The sequence below is a fragment of the Pontibacter sp. YIM B11418 genome, from assembly GCF_059278805.1.
Genome location: NZ_JCAEMH010000005.1, coordinates 164,310 through 183,843 on the forward strand (window position 1 = coordinate 164,310; position 19,534 = coordinate 183,843).

A 19,534-nucleotide genomic window follows, 5' to 3' on the forward strand; every position below is an offset into this window, starting at 1 on the left:
ATACAGGTATGAGTCGCGGGCAATTGCCCGTATACCTGCAAAGGTACGAATATTATGCTTCGCTGTCTTTGGGAGCGATCACGATCTGAGTGCCATACCTTGCCAGGTGGTCGAGTAAGGTATAGATGAAGAGTGCTACTCCAGACATTTCCATCAACTCCTCCAGGCAGTAGAGGATTCGGTTGTACAGGTGGTCGATCCCATAGCGCTTATACAGATAACCCTCAAAAAACTCCAGCCCCAGGGCACCGGTAACAAACAGTGCACCCGACAACAGAATCAGGTTACGGGTATAGGTAGGTAGCCGGAGCACAAAACGCAAGAAATAGGCTACCACAGCGAGCGTAAGCACACCGTATGGCACCACCCAGGCCCAGTGTAGCATACCTGACAAGTCAGTCGTTAGGCGAGGTCGCACAAAATCCGCCACCCGCTCGTGTACCTGCGTGTTCTCATCTATGGCCATAAACAGAAAGAGGCACCCCAGTACAAACCAATGACGGGTATAGTTTTCCTGAGCAAATCGTTTGTGTTGAATGTAAATCAGAAAAAGGAGCCCACTTGCGGCCAGTAACATTACCGAAGAGAAGAAGGCGGGGATGTTACTCTCTCCGTTGAAGGTAAAGTAATACATCAATATCCGCGTCAATCTGGAGTCGTACTGCAACACACTGTCCAGTACAATCCCGGCAATATCAGCGAGCAGCAGCACGAAAATAATTATGCCGAGCTTCCGAAGCACATTTTCAGGAGAAAGAAGCAAGGGTGTGGTGGTCGGGGAAGTAGAAGTTAGCAGCATAGGTCAGCACGTCAGAACAGGACTCCAAATTTTACAGATTAAGGTATACCTTAAAACGACTTCATCTGTTGTCGTGTCCGGGTTACTGGTCTTCGCAAGAAGCAAACATGCCTGATCATTTTGTTCAGCTATACCTGTGTTCCAACCCTAATCCGTCAAATGCGGCTTCCTAACAAATTAACAAACCATTTTATCCACAGAAATGATGCAGTAGCTTAAATAGTTAACAAGTTATCCACCGAACATACCCCCAGGCTTGATTTTTTATTCCTAAATCTTCAAATTATCTTCGTAATCCAAACCCAAGCATTATGACGCAAGACGGACTAAACGCAGCTATTCGAAACGACTGGACATTAGAGGAGATCAAAGCGATTTACAATAAACCAGTGTTGGAACTGATCGTGGAGGCAGCCAATGTGCACAAGCAGCACCAGGCAACCGGTGAGGTACAGGTATGTACTTTATTGTCAGTGAAAACCGGCGGCTGTCCGGAAGATTGCGCGTATTGTCCGCAGGCTGCCCGTTTCCATACGGATGTGGATGTACACAAACTGTTGAGTCAGGAGCAAGTGCTCACGGCAGCACAGCGTGCCAAAGACGGTGGTTCTACCCGTTTCTGCATGGGTGCGGCCTGGCGCGAGGTGCGCGACAACCGCGACTTCGACAAGGTGCTGGACATGGTAAAGGGCGTGAACGAAATGGGCCTGGAAGTTTGCTGTACCCTGGGTATGGTAAACGAATACCAGGCCGAGAAGCTAAAAGAAGCCGGTCTGTACGCCTACAACCACAACCTCGACACGTCAGAAGAAAATTACTCCAACATCATCACAACCCGCACTTACGACGACCGCCTCGACACGATTGAAAACGTGCGCAAAGCAGGTATATCGGTTTGTTCGGGCGGCATTATCGGTTTGGGCGAAACAGACGAAGATCGCATTGGTATGCTCCATACCTTGTCTACCCTGGTGCAACACCCGGAGTCAGTGCCGGTAAATGCGCTGGTGCCCGTGAAAGGCACGCCGCTGGAAAACCAGCCACTGGTTACGGTATGGGAAATGGTGCGCATGATCGCGACAGCCCGTATCCTGATGCCAAAAACGATGGTACGACTATCGGCTGGACGTGAGCGCATGAGCGTAACCGACCAGGCTCTTTGCTTCCTGGCCGGCGCCAATTCTATCTTCACAGGCGAAAAGCTTTTGACAACTCCAAACCCGGACTTCGACGCAGACAAAGCCATGTTCGAAATGCTGGGTCTTAAGCCACGCAAGTCTTTTAAAGAAGAAGTACAACACGTTTGCTAGTTTTTCTTTGACAAAAGACTATCTGATATAAGACAAAAGACTTTTTTGTAACTTGATTTTTGTCATTCAATCTTTTGTCAGGAATTCCTTTGTTTAATAGTCCATTAAAAAATAAACTACAGCAGAAGCTGGCGGAGCGGGCGGCACACGGGACATTGCGTTCGCTTAAAACTACCGCCGGACTCATTGACTTCTGCTCCAACGACTACCTCGGCCTTGCTCGCAATGAGAAATTGCGGGCGCTCATCCATAAGGAAGAGGAATGCTACAGACATTTGCCTTTGGGAGCAACGGGCTCCCGACTGCTATCCGGCAACCACGGCCTTTTCGAAGAGCTGGAAGGTATAGTCGCGTCTTACCACAAGGGAGAGGCAGCATTGCTTTTCAACTCGGGGTATACGGCCAATGTGGGGCTATTGTCTGCTTTGCCGCAGCGTGGCGACACGGTGTTTTATGACGAGGCCAGCCATGCCTCCATGAAAGACGGGCTGCGGTTGAGCTTTGCCAAAACCTACAGTTTCAGGCACAACAGCGTAGAGGACCTCCGGCAAAAACTGAAGCGCACGACCGGACAGGTATACGTGGTGGTAGAATCGGTTTACTCCATGGATGGCGACAAAGCACCTTTGCAAGAACTGACTCAGGTATGCAACGAGCAGGGGGCCGCTTTGATTGTGGACGAAGCCCATGCCGTAGGCTTGTATGGCGATAAAGGCGAAGGATTAACAGTGGCTCTTGGGCTGGAAAAACAAGTATTTGCGCAGGTCATCACCTATGGAAAAGCCATGGGCGCACATGGAGCAGCTGTGGTCGGTCCACAAGTGCTGCGCGACTTTTTGATCAATTATAGTAGAGCATTTATATACACAACGGGCCTGCCGACGCATGCGCTGGTAGCTCTGAAGTGTGCTTATACCCTGCTGCCCGAACTCGCGCCCGAGCGTGAGCGCGTGCAGCAACTCGCGACCCGACTGTACCAAAAACTGAACAAACTTAGCGGCATACGCTGCACCCCGGAAGACAGTGTGATCCTATCTGTTTTCCCGCAAGAGCCCCGGCAACTCAAGGCGCTGGCGGGTGCGCTGCAACAAGCTGGATTTGATGTGCGCCCCGTGTTGCCCCCAACTGTGCCTGCCGGTACAGAACGGCTCCGCGTGATCGTGCATGCCTATAATAGTGAAGAAGAAATTGACGGCCTCGTGCAGGCCATAGCGAAAGGTACATGAAAAGATATTTTGTAACAGGCATCGGAACGGACGTTGGCAAAACAGTTGCCGCAGCCATACTCACCGAAGCCTTACACGCCGATTACTGGAAACCCGTGCAGTCGGGCGGCCTCGATTTTACGGACACCGACATGGTCAAAAGCCTGGTGTCGAATGAGATTTCTGTGTTTTACCCCGAAGCTTATCGCCTGAAGATGGCCTCGTCTCCGCACAAAGCAGCGGCCGCCGAAGGTATAGAAATAGATGTGCACGGTCTGAAACTCCCCGAAACGCAGAATAACCTGATTGTGGAGGGTGCGGGAGGTTTGATGGTTCCACTGAACAAGCGCTACCTGGTGCTGGACCTAGTGCAGCAGTTGGGTCTGGAAGTGATCCTCGTCTCGAGAAACTACCTGGGCAGCATCAACCATACCTTGCTCACGGCCGAGGTGCTGCGTTACCGCAAAGTGCCGGTGGCAGGCATCATTTTTAACGGGGAAGAGAACCAGACTTCAGAAGACTTCATCATCAAGTATACCGGGCTGCGCCGTCTGCCCTCTATCCGGCAGGAAGCTGACTTTTGCCAAGAGGCTGTAGCTGAGTATGCTAAGAGCTTCACCCCTTACCTGTAAGTTCATATAACAAAGGATACACCTATACCTTGCCTATAGGTTAAACTCTACTAAAACGATTCCAGCTTCCGCTTAAAACCTGACATGGCACCAGGCAATTTCCTTGCTATTTGTGCTATGAAAAGCTATTCTCTATTCCTAAATTTGGTCAGGTGCTATACCTGATTTCGCAAATTTTTTGGACACGGCGCATGCATACAGAAGAACTTTTTGAGGTTTTGAGTCAGATACAGAGCAAAGCGCAGGTACAGCATTTGTCGGCTCAGGCGAATTCAGGCAAGCTGCCAGTCGCGGATTTGCTGCGTCTTTGTTACACGCAGCACAAACCAGCTGTTGCTTTTCGGGCTGCCTGGGTGCTGGAAGAAGTGGCCTATACCTACCCCGAACAGTTCGTGCCTCACCTGCCGGATTTTGTCAGCCGGTTGGCCGCTCAGCATAACCTGAGTTGCCAGCGGCATTTCACCAAAATACTGATGTGTTGCGCCAATCCCAAGGCAAGGCCCATCTACAGAACCGCCTGGAGTGCTATACCTGACCATGAAGCCGTCTTGAAAACCATGTTTGAGTGGTTGATCGATCCGCGCACACCTGTGGCAGTAAGGGTTAACTGCTTGGATGTACTGGCATACATGCAGGACGAGTTTCCGTGGATAAAGGACGAACTGAAAGCCCAGATTGAATTTCTGCTGAAAGACGGCTCCCCCGCCATGCTCAGCCGGGGTAAAAGACTGCTGAAGCGCTTTTTTCCACACAATCGGTAGGCAAATCCCCCGGTGTTTTATACTTTCGCACCAGAGCTATACCTGACTTATGCCCCTTTCCGATAACCTTGCCCGCCGCGACCAGCGGGTCATCTGGCACCCGTACACGCAGATGAAAACCGCCGCACTTCCTATACCTATTGTGCGGGGCGAAGGAGCTTTACTCTATGCAGAGGACGGAAAGACGTACATCGATGCAGTAGCTTCGTGGTGGGTAAACCTGCACGGGCATGCGCACCCCTACATCGCCCAAAAAGTTGCAGAGCAATTACAGACCTTGGAACACGTCATTTTTGCCGGATTCACGCATCCCGCTGCGGTAACTTTTGCCGAACGCTTAATAAAGATCTTACCCCAGGGCCAGAGCCGCATCTTTTACTCCGACAATGGCTCCACCGCTGTAGAGGTCGCGCTAAAAATGGCCATACAATATTGGCAGAATACAGGTATACCGAAGCAAAAAATCATCGCCTTCCGTAACAGCTACCACGGCGACACCTTTGGTGCCATGGCCGTGAGTGCCCGCAGCGCCTTTACAGCCCCCTTTTGGTCATATTTGTTCGAGGTGGAATTCGTTGATGTGCCTATAACTGGGCAGGAAGAAGAAACCGTAAAACAGCTGGAGAATTTTGCCCGAGGTGGCGACGTAGCAGCATTTATTTACGAACCATTGGTACTTGGTACGGCAGGTATGGTGATGTATCAGCCGGAGGTCCTTGACCAGTTGCTCACCATCTGCCAGCAGCACGACATCCTGACTATTGCCGATGAGGTGATGACAGGTTTTAGTCGTACCGGCCGCACTTTTGCCAGCGATTATTTGCAGCATAAACCGGATATGGTTACGCTTTCAAAAGGGCTCACCGGCGGCACCATGGCGCTAGGTGCCACTTCCTGTAACGAAAAGATCTACGAAGCCTTCCTGAGCGATGACAAGCGCAAAACCCTGTTTCACGGGCACAGCTACACCGGCAACCCCGTTGCCTGCGCCGCAGGTCTGGCCAGTATGGATTTGCTGCTACAGGAAGAAACGCAGCAACACATCGACCGCATCAGCAAGCGCCACGCAGCTTTTGCCGAGCAGTTAAGGTCAATGGATAAAGTAGTGGATGTAAGGCAGCGAGGCACCATTCTGGCAGTGGAGTTCGAAGCCGACGGCACTTCCTACTTCAACAAACTGGGCGATACACTTTACAGCTTTGCCCTGGAACAAGGTGTGATTCTGCGTCCGCTCGGCAACATTATCTATGTGATTCCTCCCTACTGCATTACCGATGCACAGCTTGACCAGGTATACCTGACCATCCAAGGTATGCGCGAACTGATCACCGGCGCACGTTACTTTGAGCCGTCATCTCAGACTACTTTGCATGATTAATCCTGTCTGACTTCCATAGTCCCGGTCAACACCTGAGGAAATTTCGTCTGAAACCCTTTACCTTTGCGATTGATTTGGAAGCTGAAAGAGAACATATCGTGATCAGGGGCTGCGGGGCAATCTCTGCATTAGGTATAGATGCGCAATCTGCGGCACAAGCCTATCTTTCCGGCAGGCCTTCTTTTTCTGTTATAAAACACCTGCAGCAGCCAACCCCTGTAGCCACCCTCTCAGAAGCAGGCGAAGAGGCATTACGAAAACTCCAGACAGACAACCCCAGCTATCGTCAACTGGACCGTTCTGTGCTCATGGCCATCTACGCTGCCCGTCAGGCAGCAGATCAGGCGGGTTGGTTGAATGCTTCTTCAGTACCACAGCAAGACCTGGCTGTGAATATCGGCTCCTCCAGAGGGGCTACCGGCTTATTTGAGCAGCATTTTGAGGCTTTTCAGCAAGAGCGACTCTCGGCTTCTGCCTCGCCTACCACTACATTGGGAAACTTGTCCAGCTGGGTAGGCCACGCCGTGAATGCAAGAGGAGCGCAGATCAGCCACTCCATCACTTGCAGTACGGCGCTAATGGCTGTCGCGAACGGGGTTGCCTGGCTGCGGGCAGGTATGGCCAACCGCTTTCTGGCTGGCGGCACCGAAGCACCCCTCACCGATTTCACGATTGCCCAAATGAAAGCGATCGGAATTTACTCTTCCAAGCACGACCAGCCTTTCCCTTGCCAACCCTATGGCACCTCCGGCGAGAATACCTTTGTGCTGGGCGAAGGTGCAGCCGTTCTGGCCCTCGAGAAAGCAACTCCCTCTCAGCTTATCAGGGGCGATGTGGTGATCGAAACAGTTGGTTTCGGTTTTGAGCCAATCAAAAGCAAAACAGGCATATCTGCTGAAGGACTCAATTTTCAACAATCCATGCAGCATGCCTTAACACAGCTCCCCCGACACCAGCAAATGATTGATGCCATCATTACCCATTCACCAGGCACCAGAGCCGGAGATACGGCTGAATTAAATGCAATTAAAGCAATCTTCAAAAATAATCCCCTCGCTATCACCACAAATAAACACCTGCTTGGTCATACATTAGGCGCCTCCGGTGCCCTCAGCTTGCAGTATGCACTGCATCTACTTGATCAACAACAAATTACTCTACCTGATTACCCTTTATCATTCCCAACTTCACCCTTTGCAGACATGCGACGCCTTATGATAAATGCGGCAGGTTTCGGCGGAAATGCTGCCAGCATTATCCTTTGTATAGTTTAGAAATATATTATAAAATTACAATTTATAAACCTGTTTTAATCCAATCCATAGACATCTTCTATATAGTACAATTATTGTACATTTCCACTACATCTTCCTTTAGACCCCATTTCTAAAATTGCATAGTTTCAACGCTATTACGTAGCCTCTGCTTTTTTTATAGTTTACTCTTCTCTTATCCTCCTCTGTGAAATCGAGCATAACACAGGAAACAAACCAAATTTTGCCTACACTAAAATTAAGGTATAGTAATATAGGAACTTATTAATACAATTTACCACTGCCTTACTTTCCGATTCCAGTCCAATTGCACACTAAAGTTTTATAGCACAGGCACGTATAACTCAATACAATCTAAAAGTGCGAATAGGGCATGACCTGCCTGATTCACATTAACTTTTATTGTATTAATTACCTTTTAACTAAATACTTGCCATAACAAACTTTTACCCAGACTATGAAAAAATTTATACAAGTCTCGTTTCTACAGAGTAGCCTGTTGGTTGCTATTTTACTCGTAGTTACGATCGCAAGCGCTTTTGCGCAAACGCCTGGCATGATTGTACAGTCAGCCAGAAACGGTGGGGAGGTTATATTAGATCCAAACGGTGACGACTATATATCGACAACAGCCACCGGATTCTCAGGCACCAATGATATTGGAGAAGGGATCAGTGAAATTCCCTACCGGGCATTGCCTACGCTGGCATCAGAGCCTTTGGGGGATGTTAAAAACGGAACAGCCGGTAGCCACACCGACTTTGCCTCTCCTTCTCCCCTACAGGTGTATTTTGATGGCAGAAACCTCATGTTCAGACTGAGGGTGGGCGGTATCTCATCAGCTGCGCGAGGGTACAGCATTCTCATCGACTCAGACAATACTTTTGCAGGCACTGGCGCAAATCCGGGTTTTGAGTATGAAGTGGTGCTCTTCTCAAACTCTGAGGTGAGGCTCATCGGTCACACTGGCACTTCATCACGAACACTCTTTAGTGGCGCAGTCACTCAGTTCTCGCAACGAGCGCAGGCAGCTTCTGTTGGCGGCGGCGACGCGGATTACTTCTATGATTTCTATGTCCCGATTATCGCTTTTGGCAATGGGATCACTTCCAGCACCCCCCTGCGCATGGTAGCCAGTACCCTCAATCTTGGGCGCAGCGCACTTTCAGATCTAAGCCTAGTAGCTGACGTAGCGGGAGTAGATTTCAGAACCTATAACCAGGAAGCGCTTGCAGCCTGGCGTGATATTATTGGCGTCACGCCTCCTGTAACGCTCAACAACCTGGTAGCAAACGAAATTGCTCAGATTATAACGTTTGCACCGGTTATCAATTTCCCAATAACTACTGCTGCAACCGCCATCTCAGGTACTTCCCGTGAACCGGCCGGTACCATTATTCAGGTGCAGCGAAACGGCACCGCGCTGGGCAATACGGCTGTAACGGCTACTGGAAATTGGACATTCACATTACCTAGTGGCGTGACATTGGCAGAAGGTAACCGCATCACAGCAACAGCCACTGCACCAAACCGCCCGGTTTCAGAGGCTTCCAATGCTGTGATTGTTACTGGCGCTGTATGTGCGACGGCGCCTCCGACAATTACCGGAGCGGATGGTCCTAGAAGAGTACTAAATGGTACTTCAGCACCGAACGCTATTATCCGAATCTATCGAAATGGCATACTATTAGCTAACTCCACTGGCGCAAATTTTGTAACTGCCACTAATACAGGCGCCTGGACATTTACTGTTTGCGCACCTGGAGGCGGTAACGGAAATAATAACTGTATTGGCAATGGCATATTTACAGCAACACAGCAGATAGGCACAGGTTGCCAGTCAAATCCATCAGCTCCATTTGTTAACTTACCTACTACAGCAACCAGCCCAGCTACCACTATCACCTCACCCGTTTGTGTAAGTTCGCCTACCGTCTCCGGAACAGCGGCGCCAGACGCTTTCGTGACCTTGTTCCTCAACGATCGCCCGATATACCTGGTAACAACAGCAGATAATGCTTACACAGCACAAGCAGATGCTGCTGGTAACTGGAGTTTCACAGGCAATTTAGGTTTCACTGCCGGAAACATTTTATTCGCCAGAGCCAGAACGGCAACTACTTATTATGGACAGTCAGCTAATGTAACTGTAACAAGCTGCGAAACAACAGCACCCGTTATCTCCGGAGATTACTGCGGCGTGACGACTACTGTTACCGGCACATCAACAGAGCCTGCCGGCACCGCGATTCAGGTATATGCGGGTGGCACAGCGGTAGGCTCCCCAACTACTGTCAACGATAACGGCTTCTGGTCTGTGACAGGGCTTTCCATACCACAGGGAACAGCCTTCACGGCGCGGGCCACTGCCCCAGGTGGTACGCAAAGCCTGGATTCCGAGCCTGTAACCGCTACGGCACAAACATCGGCAGAAGGCCTGACCATCAACAGCCCTATTGTTGAAGGCGCTGCTACTATCTCAGGTACAGGCCCTAGTGGCACACAACTGACACTCTATATCAACGGCACGCCATTCACACCAATCTCTATACCTGAAAATGGCAGTTGGAGCATCACAGGCTTTTCACGCTCAGAGATATTCCCGGGTGCTGACATAAGCGCTACTGTGACGGCCCCAGGCCAGTGCGAGAGTGAATTTGCAGAGAGCGTGATCGTAGAGTGTCAGCCACTGACTACTACCTTCAATGTTTCTTCCAGCACGCCAGCCACTATCTGTGGAGGCAGCACGCCTGTAGTCGTAAACCTGGCCGCGTCACAGTTGGGCGTCATCTATACCTTACTGGCTGATGGAGAAGTATCCGGCGCTTCTGTAATGGGTACGGGCGACGCAATTACTATCATGTCAGGACCTATTAGCAATACAACAAGCGCTAACAGGGATGTGGTGCTCTCCGTGAGAGCCCGCCGAATCACTGGTGCTACAGGTGAGAACCTGCCTGCAAGCTGTGAAGCCATCCTGAACGAAACGATCACCAGATCTGTGCTGCCCCAGGCGCCAACCGATTATACTGTGGAGCCTCTTACAAGCAATGTTTGCGCAGGCTCTGATGTCATACTGCAGCTTAGCTCCTCTGCATCAGGCTATACCTATCAGTTGCTGAATGAGGCAACTGGAGAGCTGGTTGGAAGCCCGATTGCGGGTACCGGATCAGCGATCAACCTGTCAACAGGTCCGGTTAACTTCAATGCAACCTACAGTGTTGTCATTACGAACAATGACAATCAGTGTGTGCTGACGGATGCAGGGCGTTACACGGCTAACATCTCCGGGCCAGCCATCGACAGACCGGTGTTTGCCACCAATGCCAGGGTATGTATCGGAGGTCCGGCAGTAATCAATGTGTCTACCCAAGCTAATGCCACCTATCTGTATGATGTATTTCAGGTTGCCCCCGGTGGTTCTGAAGAACGAATAGCAAATGACTTGCAGGGCACAGGCAATATAATCTCTGTAACTTCAGCAGCATTGGATATACCTGGAACCTACACCTTTTACGTGGAAGTGTCGAGCCCTTTCTGCCCGGCCCGTAGAGTATTGCAAACCGCAACCGTAGAGGTAACGAACAACCCAGGTATAGCCAACGCCGGCGAGGACGCAACAGTCTGCGGCAGTGAAGCCGTCCTTGCCGCTCAATCAGCCGCACCGGGTGTGGGTACCTGGTCTACTGTGACCAAACCTGTGGGAAGTGCTGATCCGACTTTTGCCAACGTAAACGACCCGAACTCCACTGTCAGCGGCCTGGTATCTGGTCCATATGAGTTCCGCTGGTCGGTAGTAACCTCCTGTGGTGGCGCCCCAACTCCGCCAGTGGTAGATATTGTCAGAATCACGGTGAACTGTGAAGCTTCTTACGTGGTGTTGCCTCCTAAATACCGGGATGAGTATCTCCCAGGCGACACCCTGGCTTACACAGTGGACACAGATGGCGGCATTGAGGCTGCTACCCTGCTGAGCGGCACGCCTCCTCCTGGCTTTGTGTTCTCTCCTACCACCGGTAACATCACAGTGGGCAATCCAGATTTACTTGTAACGGGCATTTATGAGCTCAACGTCAGACTGGTTGATAGCTTGGGCGATGTTACAGACTTGGTAGTGACAATTTTGATCAATGAAAACTCCCCCATCATCATCCCGCTCCCTGTAGAGTTGGTATACTTCACGGCTACTGTCCGCAACAACCAGGCGCACCTCGAGTGGTTGACGGCTTCGGAATTGGACAACGACCGCTTTGAGATAGAGCGCAGCCTCGATGCGAGAAGCTTTGAAAAAGTGGGCACGGTGAAAGGCAAAGGCACGACCAGTCTGGAGACCAAGTACCAGTTCACTGATCGCACACCGGTGCAGGGCACGGTGTACTACCGCCTCAAGCAGGTGGATACGGATGGGCAGTTTGCCTACAGCAATGTGATTGCGGTAAATGCCAAAGGACTGGCGCGCGAGCTGGCCACGCAAGCTTATCCGAATCCGTTCCAAGACGTGATCAAGGTAACACTCACAGTACCGGAGGCACAGGTCGCCGCCATGACCATCTACGACATCAATGGTCGCCGCGTCATAGTCAAAGACCTGGATCTGGATGCAGGGGTGAACGTGCTGGAGCTTCAGCTAGGCCAATTACAGACGGGCATGTATATCCTGAAAGTGGTGGGCGAAGGTATGGAGTCTACTACCCGTATCATGAAGAATTAAGAACCAGGTATAACATCCACAGAAAAGGCAGCCGCAAATGGCTGCCTTTTCTTTTTTGACTGCTTATGACACATCTGCCCTGAATTCATTAAATTTGCAGCCGGATTTTGCTCATCTTATACCTTGCAAAAGGATATACCTGACCAGCTCCCGACTATACCTTTATTTCAGACTGATTAGATGAAAGTTTTAAAGTTCGGCGGCACCTCTGTAGGGTCGGCTGAAAGAATGAAAATGGTGGCGGACCTCATCAACGATGGGTCGCCTAAAATAGTGGTGCTCTCGGCCATGTCGGGTACCACAAACCAGCTGGTACAGATAGCGGAAACGCTCTACCAAAATGCCAACCAGGAAGCCAATGCGCTCATTGATGCGCTACACGATAAATATAAACAGGTAGTAGAAGATCTCTACCAGACCGACGAAAAGAAAAAGCAGGCGCTCGAACTGATCTCCCTACATTTTGATCACATCCGTTCTTTCACACTCGACCTCTTTACCATTTACGAAGAGCGAGCGGTGCTGGCACAGGGCGAATTGCTATCAACGGCTTTGTTTCAGTTCTTCCTCGAAGAACAAGGTATAGCATCGGTGCTTTTGCCTGCCCTCAACTTCATGAAGATCGATGAGAACGAGGAGCCGGACACCGCCTATATCAGCAAGAACCTGAAACTGGAACTAGAGAAGTACCCAGACACCACCTTGTTTGTCACACAGGGATACATTTGCCGCAATGCTTTTGGCGAGGTGGACAACCTGAAGCGAGGCGGATCGGATTACTCTGCTTCCCTAATCGGTGCGGCAGCCGATGCCTCCGAAATCCAGATCTGGACTGATATTGACGGGATGCACAACAACGACCCGCGTGTTGTCAAAGACACCTTCCCGATCGCAGAACTGTCGTTTGACGAGGCGGCGGAGCTTGCTTATTTTGGGGCCAAGATCCTGCACCCCTCCAGCGTACAGCCAGCCAAGCAGAAGAACATTCCGGTGCGGTTGCTCAACACCATGCAGCCTCAGGCGCACGGCACCACCATTTCAGCTCGGACCGGAAAAGGCGGCATCAAGGCGGTGGCAGCCAAAGACGGCATCACGGCGATCAAGATCAAGTCAGGGCGCATGCTGCTGGCCTATGGTTTCCTGCGCAGCGTGTTCGAGGTATTCGAAAGGTATAAGACTCCGATCGACATGATCACGACTTCAGAGGTGGCTGTGTCGCTGACTATTGATAACCCGAAGTTTTTGACCGAAATTACCCGCGAATTGCAGGAGTACGGCCAGGTAGAAGTTGACCAGAACCAGAGCATCATCTGTGTGGTGGGTGATTTTATTGCCGAACGCAGCGGCTCGGGACTGAAGATTTTTGAGGCGCTCAAAGACATACCGCTTCGCATGATCTCCTATGGCGGAAGCAAGAACAACATCAGTTTATTGATCAACACAACCGATAAAGAAAGATCCCTGATCCTGTTGAATGAGGGCATCTTTGAAAGGAACCAGAAAAATGCTTAATCTCTCTGTGCAGGAGTTGCAACAGCACGCTACTCCCTTTTATGTATACGACCTCAACCTGTTGCGCCAAACCCTGCAGCAGGTCAGCCAGGAGGCCGCCAGGTATAACTTTCAGGTACACTATGCCCTGAAGGCCAACACAAACGGCCCGATCCTGGATGAAATGCGCGCTGCGGGCTTCGGAGCTGACTGCGTGAGCGGTAACGAGGTGAAGTGCGCCATCGAAAGTGGCTTCCCGGCGCACCATGTCGTATTTGCAGGCGTGGGCAAGTCGGATGCTGAGATCAACTATGCGCTGGATCAGGACATTTTCTGCTTTAACTGCGAGTCGAGCCACGAACTGATCGTGCTGAACGAACTTGCGGAAGCCAAAGGCAAAACGGCCCGCATCGCGCTACGCATCAACCCGAACGTGAATGCCAATACGCACAAGTACATCACAACTGGGCTCGAAGAAAACAAGTTTGGTATCAATGCCTGGGAACTACCCGACGTGCTGGCGCTCCTCAAAACGCTGCCTAACCTGTCGCTGATCGGGCTGCATTTTCACATCGGTTCGCAGATCACAGATTTGTCGGCATTCCGCAATCTGTGCACGCGCGTGAACGAGTTTCAAGAGTGGTTTGAATCGCAGCAAGTACAGTTGGAGCACATCAACGTGGGTGGTGGACTTGGGGTGGATTACTACAACCCGGACGAGCAGCCTATACCTGATTTTGAGGCATACTTTTCTTTGTTCAACCAGTTTCTGGAACTGCGCCCCAACCAGCAGGTACATTTTGAACTGGGACGCGCCCTGGTTGCCCAGAGCGGTACGCTTATCTCGAAGGTGCTTTATATTAAAAAAGGCGTGTCGACTAACTTTGCCATCCTGGATGCCGGCATGACCGAGCTGATCCGCCCGGCGCTGTACCAGTCGTATCACAAAATAGAAAACCTGACCAGCAAGGGCGCCGAAGAGCGCTACGATGTGGTGGGCCCCATCTGCGAGTCGTCCGATTGCTTTGGGAAAGCGGTAGTGCTGCCTGAAACAAACCGCGGTGACCTGATTGCGATCCGCACGGCAGGCGCTTATGGTGAGGTGATGTCTTCTTCGTACAATTTGAGAGAGAAGGCCGCTGCCGTATACCTTGGGTAGCCCTTGAATTTCCCCATTTACAAAATGAAAGCCCCGCTTCCAATTTAAGGAGGCGGGGCTTTCTCACTCTTAACCCAAAACCATCACAATCTGGTATTTTACATGGCCAGCGAAACCACAAAATCTGGCTCTGCATGTTTTATAAGCGGATGCTTGTTGAAAAAGTTTGCCATTTCAAGGGCATTGCCCTGTGAGTTCTTGTTGGCGCGTAACACAAAAGTATCTTCGCTCAGGGCGTTCACCACCTCAGTTCCGGTGGCCCCGCTCAGGCGTTTTAGCACCTGTTCAGCTGGTTGCTTGCCTTCTTCTACAATCACTATGAATTCGTTCGATACACCTAGCAGCTGTCCGCCTGCCGATTCAAAATAAGGGGCGGCGTAGTCCACAGCCGGGTCTTTTGAAATTTCAGAAAGCGCCACTTCTACCTGCCGGCAGTTGAGGCCCGCAGCCAGTTTGGCCGGATACAGCCGGGCGGAGTTTGTCTGGATCGGCTGTCCGAGTTCCTCTATAAACCCATGACGTGCCGCTGCGGCCGTGGCCTGCTCATGACTCAGTTCGTCGCTGAACGACAGAAGAATCATGCCACTGTAAACCGTGCCCAGCGATTTTTCTGCACCATTATAATAATAGGTATGCGCAGTGCAGGGTATACTACCGGCAGCCTGCAGCGGATTTAGCAGACCGGGGTCAAAACGCACGTTCCGGATAGGCGATACGTTGTCGTTCCTACAGGATGAAAATATAATTATCAGAAGTAGAGAGCTGAGCCAGGGTATATAGATTTTCATTGCTTTCAGGTATTTTGAATCGTCCATAAATATTCATTGTACGATAGACAAACCACAAACAGATGAAAATGACTGCGCTATTTATATAAATGTTTTATAATACTAATATAAAGGCTCCAACCCAATTAATTGCATGATACATATACAATTAATATACAATTTTAAATTACAATTATTAAATAAAACAAATTGAATTATTCTTATACAACCGACGCACCTGAATAAGTTTTCCAAATTAGCTCGCTTGGCTGAGCATAAGTTAAACTTATAAGCTTCCTATAGGTATAGCCTCTGTTTGACTAAACACTTCTGGTATTATATCAAGCGGTACACTTGCCGGTATGGACGCTACGAAAATACCTCGTTGGTTCAGCAGGGCCTGATGTTGCCTTAGTTGCTGTGGCGTCAGTGACAGGATGACCTGACTTTGGTCTGGCGTTTGGTGCTGGATGGCAGGCTGCAACAGTTCCAGAAGCTCCGCAATACGTTCTTCCGTGCCTTGTAGCAAAACGGTGAGCTGCCCATCTCCGGATGTGGCAGTCATCTGGCTGGTGCAAAGCTTGGGGTAGGTATAGCGGTATCCGCGCACAGCCGCTGCAACATCTGCCCATACAGCCGATCCTGTTGGGTGACTGCCGGCACCACGCCCTTTCAGGAACTGTTTCCCGGCGAACTGCCCCTCTATCTCCAGTCCATTAAATTCCGCTCCCACCTCATACAAAGCATCACCCTCAGGTATAAACGTTGGCAGCAACTGTAGTGCAACCTCTCCGTCTGCGGCAGCTTTTAAAGACCCGACCAGCTTGATCCGGCAACCTAATGCATCGGCCAGTTCAACGGCTTCGGAGGTAATATGGTGGATACCAAAGTGCAGCACCTCATCCGGGTGCACCAGCAAACCATAGGCATGCGCCGCCATAATGCAAAGTTTGTGCAGCGCATCCGTTCCCTCCACGTCCAGCGACGGGTCGGCCTCTGCAAATCCCAGTTCCTGCGCCTGCGCCAGGGCAGACTGAAAATCACCGTGCTCTGCGTGCAGCTTACTTAATATATAATTAGAAGATCCATTCAGAATCCCGCGCACTTCCACCAGCGGCTCCGAGCCATAGTAGGCCTCAAGTGTGCGCAGCACAGGTATACTGCCGCACACGGAGGCTTCATACAACAACACACCTCCGTGCCGCTGCTGCAGCTGGATCAGTTCCGGCAGGTTTTCGGCAACCACTTTTTTGTTGGCCGACACCACGGTTTTGCCCTGCTGCAGGGCTTGCCGGATTATAACAAGCGCCTCTTTGGGATCGCTGATCAACTCTGCAATGATATCGAGGCTTGGATCCTGCAGTACCTCCTGCACATCATAGGTGAAGGCGGAGGCTGGCAGGGAGCGTGGTTTTTCTTTGTCCCTGACACAGATACTGCCGATTTCCCAGCCACGGTGCCGGTTCGCTTCCACCACATCATACAATCCCTGCCCAACGCAGCCAAAGCCGATCAGTCCGATGCGTTTTTTAAACTTCTGTATTTTCATAGTGAATGTGCTTTACTGTTTCTGTTTCATAAAATTCCCGGATGGCCTGCGTGAGCTGTGCCGTTTCCACCAAAAAACCGTCGTGCCCGTAGCCGGAGTGGAGGAGTGCGAAGCGGGAGCCCGGCACTAGCCGGTTTAGTTGCGCCTGCTCTTCTATCGGAAAGAGCAGGTCAGTGTCCACCCCGACAAAAAGCGCTTTGGCCTGAAGTCGACCCAAGGCCTTCTCGACTCCTCCCCTGTCGCGGCCAATGTTATGCGAGTCCATGGCTTTGGAGAGGAGCCAGTAGGTATAGGCATTGAAGCGACTGGCCAGTTTTTCACCTTGATATACCTGGTAAGAGGCCGCCCTGAAATCGTCGGTGATGCTGTTGCCCGGCTCCTGCTGACTCTCTTCGTAGCAGGTATAGTGCCTGTAAGAAAGCATGGCGATGGCACGGGCCGTTTTGAGTCCCGCTATACCTGCTTCCCGTGTATTGGTCGCCCAGGTTGGGTCCTGCCGGATGGCCATGCGCTGGCTTTCATTGAAGGCGATGCCCCAGGCCGAATGCCGCGCATTGGAGGCTACCTGGATCAGATTTTGGAAAACCTCCGGCTGTAAAATGGCCCACTCCAGTGCCTGCTGCCCGCCCAGCGAGCCGCCTAGCAAGGTATGCACCTGTGCTATACCTAAGTCCTGCCGCAGCAGATCGAAGGCCCGCACAATGTCGCGGTTGGTCAGTTGCGGGAAGCTGTGGTAGTAGGGTTGCAGCGTTTCCGGATTAACTGCAAGTGGTCCCGTGGATCCATAGGAGCCACCCAAGGTGTTCGCACAAACCACAAACCAGTCCACCGGGTCGTATAGTTTTCCCTCGCCAAATAATTCGCCCCACCAGTCAGTGAAGTCCGAGCTGCCCGTGAGGGCGTGGCATACCCACACCACATTGCTTTTTTCTCTGTTGAGTTGTCCATAGGTTGTATAGGCCAGTTGGAAGCCGGGAAGCGAGGCTCCCGACTCCAACTGAAACTGTTTCTGGTAATGAAAATTTAATTGTTCAGGCATTATGCTTCGTTCAAAACGGCTTGGTTGTTCTGCTGACCTACCTTAGCGAAAGCCTGTTCCAAGTCAGCGATTATATCATCAAGGTGCTCTATACCTGCGGACAGGCGCAGTAGCGTTGGCGTTACACCCGCACTCTGCTGCTCCTGCTCCGAAAGTTGCTGGTGGGTAGTAGAGGCCGGGTGTATGATCAGGGTTTTGGCATCGCCCAGGTTGGCCAGGTGACTGATCAGTTGCAGGCTGTTCACAAAAACTTCCGTCTGCTTTTTGTCCCCTTTCAGGTTAAAGGAGAGCACGCCGCCATACCCTCTTTTCAGGTACTTCTTGGCCAGGCCGTGGTACTTGCTGGAAGGCAGTCCCGGGTAGTTCACGCTTTCTACCTGCTCGTGCTGCTCCAGCCACTCGGCCAGCGCCTGCGCATTCTGCACGGTGCGGTCCACCCGCAGTGAGAGTGTCTCCAGACCTTGCAGCAGCAGGAAAGAGTTGAAAGGACTAAGCGCCGGACCAAAATCTCGCAAGCCCTCTACTCGTGCCCTGGTGGCAAAGGCGATGTTGCCAAATGGCCCGTCAGCGCCGAATACCTCCCAGAAGTTGAGTCCATGATAGCCTTCTGACGGCTCCGAGAACTGCGGAAATTTGCCGTTGCCCCAGTTAAAGTTGCCGCCGTCCACGATCACGCCGCCAATGCTGGTGCCATGCCCGCCGATCCACTTGGTTGCCGACTCTACTACCACGTTAGCACCGTGCTCAATTGGTCTGAACAGGTAGCCACCTGCCCCAAAAGTATTATCCACTACCAGCGGAATATTGTTTGCTTTGGCCACTGCAGCGATGGCCTCAAAGTCAGGAATGTTGAAGCGAGGGTTGCCGATCGTTTCCACGTAGATCGCTTTCGTGTTTTCGTTGATCAATTGCGCAAAGCTTTCCGGTTCGTCGCTTTCGGCAAAGCGCACCTCTATACCTAACCGCTTAAAGGATACCTTGAATTGGTTGTAAGTACCGCCGTAAAGGAAGCTGGAGGATACGAAATTGTCGCCGGCCTGCAGGATGTTGTTTAGCGCAATGAATTGCGCTGCTTGTCCCGAGGCCACGGCCACTGCCGCCACACCGCCTTCCAAAGCGGCAATGCGCTTCTCAAACACATCGGTGGTCGGGTTCATGATGCGGGTATAGATGTTACCGAACTCCTTCAGCGCAAACAGATTGGCTCCGTGCTCGGCGTCTTTGAAAACGTAGGAAGAAGTCTGGTAAATGGGCACAGCGCGGGAACGGGTGGTTGGGTCGATTTCCTGGCCGGCGTGTAATTGAAGCGTTTCGAAATGAAGTGTATTAGGCATAGTCGTGCTGTTTAAAATTTTGAAAAATATAGAATAGATTAGCTTGTTTTAAGACAAGAAGAATGAAATGGCTACAGTCGGACGCTCACAGGATCTACCTGAGGCACGACGGCATTGCAGCAAAA

Annotated in this window: 14 protein-coding genes; 9 read left to right on the forward strand and 5 right to left on the reverse strand. The window is 51.2% G+C overall.

What is annotated here, in order from left to right:
- Positions 1-52: 52 nt before the first annotated feature.
- Positions 53-799 carry a DUF8692 domain-containing protein gene (locus tag AC4QZR_RS13550; protein WP_494481397.1) on the reverse strand — a complete coding sequence of 249 codons (747 nt, stop codon included), beginning with the start codon at positions 797-799 and terminating at the stop codon, positions 53-55.
- A 311-nt stretch (positions 800-1,110) separates the two neighbouring features.
- On the opposite strand from AC4QZR_RS13550, the gene bioB reads away from it, so the two are divergent.
- From bioB to lysA, 9 genes are all read left to right on the forward strand, one after another.
- Positions 1,111-2,109 (forward strand): biotin synthase BioB, encoded by a 999-nt coding sequence (bioB, locus tag AC4QZR_RS13555; RefSeq protein WP_494481398.1) that lies wholly within the window; start codon positions 1,111-1,113, stop codon positions 2,107-2,109.
- 59 nt (positions 2,110-2,168) lie between these two features.
- On the forward strand, positions 2,169-3,335 hold the full coding sequence (locus AC4QZR_RS13560) for an aminotransferase class I/II-fold pyridoxal phosphate-dependent enzyme (RefSeq protein ID WP_494481399.1): 1,167 nt from the start codon (positions 2,169-2,171) through the stop codon (positions 3,333-3,335).
- Entirely contained in the window at positions 3,332-3,946 is a 615-nt protein-coding gene (bioD, locus tag AC4QZR_RS13565) for a dethiobiotin synthase (RefSeq protein WP_494481400.1), read from the forward strand. Before AC4QZR_RS13560 ends, bioD begins: the two co-directional genes overlap by 4 nt.
- 191 nt (positions 3,947-4,137) lie before the next feature.
- The gene (locus tag AC4QZR_RS13570) at positions 4,138-4,707 is read left to right on the forward strand and encodes a HEAT-like fold family protein (RefSeq protein WP_494481401.1); all 570 of its coding nucleotides are present in this window, start codon (positions 4,138-4,140) and stop codon (positions 4,705-4,707) included.
- Positions 4,708-4,756: 49 nt separating this feature from the next.
- Positions 4,757-6,085, forward strand: a complete 1,329-nt coding sequence (gene bioA, locus AC4QZR_RS13575) for an adenosylmethionine--8-amino-7-oxononanoate transaminase (protein WP_494481402.1) — start codon at positions 4,757-4,759, stop codon at positions 6,083-6,085.
- Positions 6,086-6,159: 74 nt separating this feature from the next.
- Positions 6,160-7,359 carry a beta-ketoacyl synthase N-terminal-like domain-containing protein gene (locus AC4QZR_RS13580; protein ID WP_494481403.1) on the forward strand — a complete coding sequence of 400 codons (1,200 nt, stop codon included), beginning with the start codon at positions 6,160-6,162 and terminating at the stop codon, positions 7,357-7,359.
- 457 nt (positions 7,360-7,816) lie between these two features.
- Positions 7,817-12,070, forward strand: a complete 4,254-nt coding sequence (locus AC4QZR_RS13585; protein ID WP_494481404.1) for a T9SS type A sorting domain-containing protein — start codon at positions 7,817-7,819, stop codon at positions 12,068-12,070.
- Between the two features lie 180 nt (positions 12,071-12,250).
- Complete coding sequence (locus AC4QZR_RS13590) at positions 12,251-13,582, forward strand: aspartate kinase (protein ID WP_494481405.1); 1,332 nt, start codon at positions 12,251-12,253, stop codon at positions 13,580-13,582.
- Complete coding sequence (lysA, locus tag AC4QZR_RS13595; RefSeq protein WP_494481406.1) at positions 13,575-14,720, forward strand: diaminopimelate decarboxylase; 1,146 nt, start codon at positions 13,575-13,577, stop codon at positions 14,718-14,720. The genes AC4QZR_RS13590 and lysA overlap by 8 nt, the downstream gene beginning before the upstream one ends.
- 98 nt (positions 14,721-14,818) lie before the next feature.
- Here lysA and AC4QZR_RS13600 read toward each other — a convergent pair whose 3' ends face one another.
- From AC4QZR_RS13600 to AC4QZR_RS13615, 4 genes are all read right to left on the reverse strand, one after another.
- Positions 14,819-15,508 (reverse strand): hypothetical protein, encoded by a 690-nt coding sequence (locus AC4QZR_RS13600; RefSeq protein ID WP_494481407.1) that lies wholly within the window; start codon positions 15,506-15,508, stop codon positions 14,819-14,821.
- A 265-nt stretch (positions 15,509-15,773) separates the two neighbouring features.
- Positions 15,774-17,036 carry a homoserine dehydrogenase gene (locus tag AC4QZR_RS13605; RefSeq protein WP_494481408.1) on the reverse strand — a complete coding sequence of 421 codons (1,263 nt, stop codon included), beginning with the start codon at positions 17,034-17,036 and terminating at the stop codon, positions 15,774-15,776.
- Positions 17,017-18,075 carry a homoserine O-acetyltransferase family protein gene (locus tag AC4QZR_RS13610; protein ID WP_494481409.1) on the reverse strand — a complete coding sequence of 353 codons (1,059 nt, stop codon included), beginning with the start codon at positions 18,073-18,075 and terminating at the stop codon, positions 17,017-17,019. Before AC4QZR_RS13610 ends, AC4QZR_RS13605 begins: the two co-directional genes overlap by 20 nt.
- Positions 18,075-19,409, reverse strand: coding sequence for an O-acetylhomoserine aminocarboxypropyltransferase/cysteine synthase family protein (locus AC4QZR_RS13615; protein ID WP_494481410.1), 1,335 nt, complete (start codon positions 19,407-19,409; stop codon positions 18,075-18,077). The genes AC4QZR_RS13610 and AC4QZR_RS13615 overlap by 1 nt, the downstream gene beginning before the upstream one ends.
- Positions 19,410-19,534 lie beyond the last annotated feature (125 nt).

What these genes read in the sequence shown, in the direction of transcription:
- AC4QZR_RS13550 (WP_494481397.1), bottom strand. Translation starts at nt 799, where the DNA reads ATGCTGCTAACTTCTACTTCCCCGACCACCACACCCTTGCTTCTTTCT.
- bioB (WP_494481398.1), top strand. Translation starts at nt 1,111, where the DNA reads ATGACGCAAGACGGACTAAACGCAGCTATTCGAAACGACTGGACATTA.
- bioD (WP_494481400.1), top strand. Translation starts at nt 3,332, where the DNA reads ATGAAAAGATATTTTGTAACAGGCATCGGAACGGACGTTGGCAAAACA.
- AC4QZR_RS13570 (WP_494481401.1), top strand. Translation starts at nt 4,138, where the DNA reads ATGCATACAGAAGAACTTTTTGAGGTTTTGAGTCAGATACAGAGCAAA.
- bioA (WP_494481402.1), top strand. Translation starts at nt 4,757, where the DNA reads ATGCCCCTTTCCGATAACCTTGCCCGCCGCGACCAGCGGGTCATCTGG.
- AC4QZR_RS13585 (WP_494481404.1), top strand. Translation starts at nt 7,817, where the DNA reads ATGAAAAAATTTATACAAGTCTCGTTTCTACAGAGTAGCCTGTTGGTT.
- AC4QZR_RS13590 (WP_494481405.1), top strand. Translation starts at nt 12,251, where the DNA reads ATGAAAGTTTTAAAGTTCGGCGGCACCTCTGTAGGGTCGGCTGAAAGA.
- lysA (WP_494481406.1), top strand. Translation starts at nt 13,575, where the DNA reads ATGCTTAATCTCTCTGTGCAGGAGTTGCAACAGCACGCTACTCCCTTT.
- AC4QZR_RS13600 (WP_494481407.1), bottom strand. Translation starts at nt 15,508, where the DNA reads ATGAAAATCTATATACCCTGGCTCAGCTCTCTACTTCTGATAATTATA.
- AC4QZR_RS13605 (WP_494481408.1), bottom strand. Translation starts at nt 17,036, where the DNA reads ATGAAAATACAGAAGTTTAAAAAACGCATCGGACTGATCGGCTTTGGC.
- AC4QZR_RS13610 (WP_494481409.1), bottom strand. Translation starts at nt 18,075, where the DNA reads ATGCCTGAACAATTAAATTTTCATTACCAGAAACAGTTTCAGTTGGAG.
- AC4QZR_RS13615 (WP_494481410.1), bottom strand. Translation starts at nt 19,409, where the DNA reads ATGCCTAATACACTTCATTTCGAAACGCTTCAATTACACGCCGGCCAG.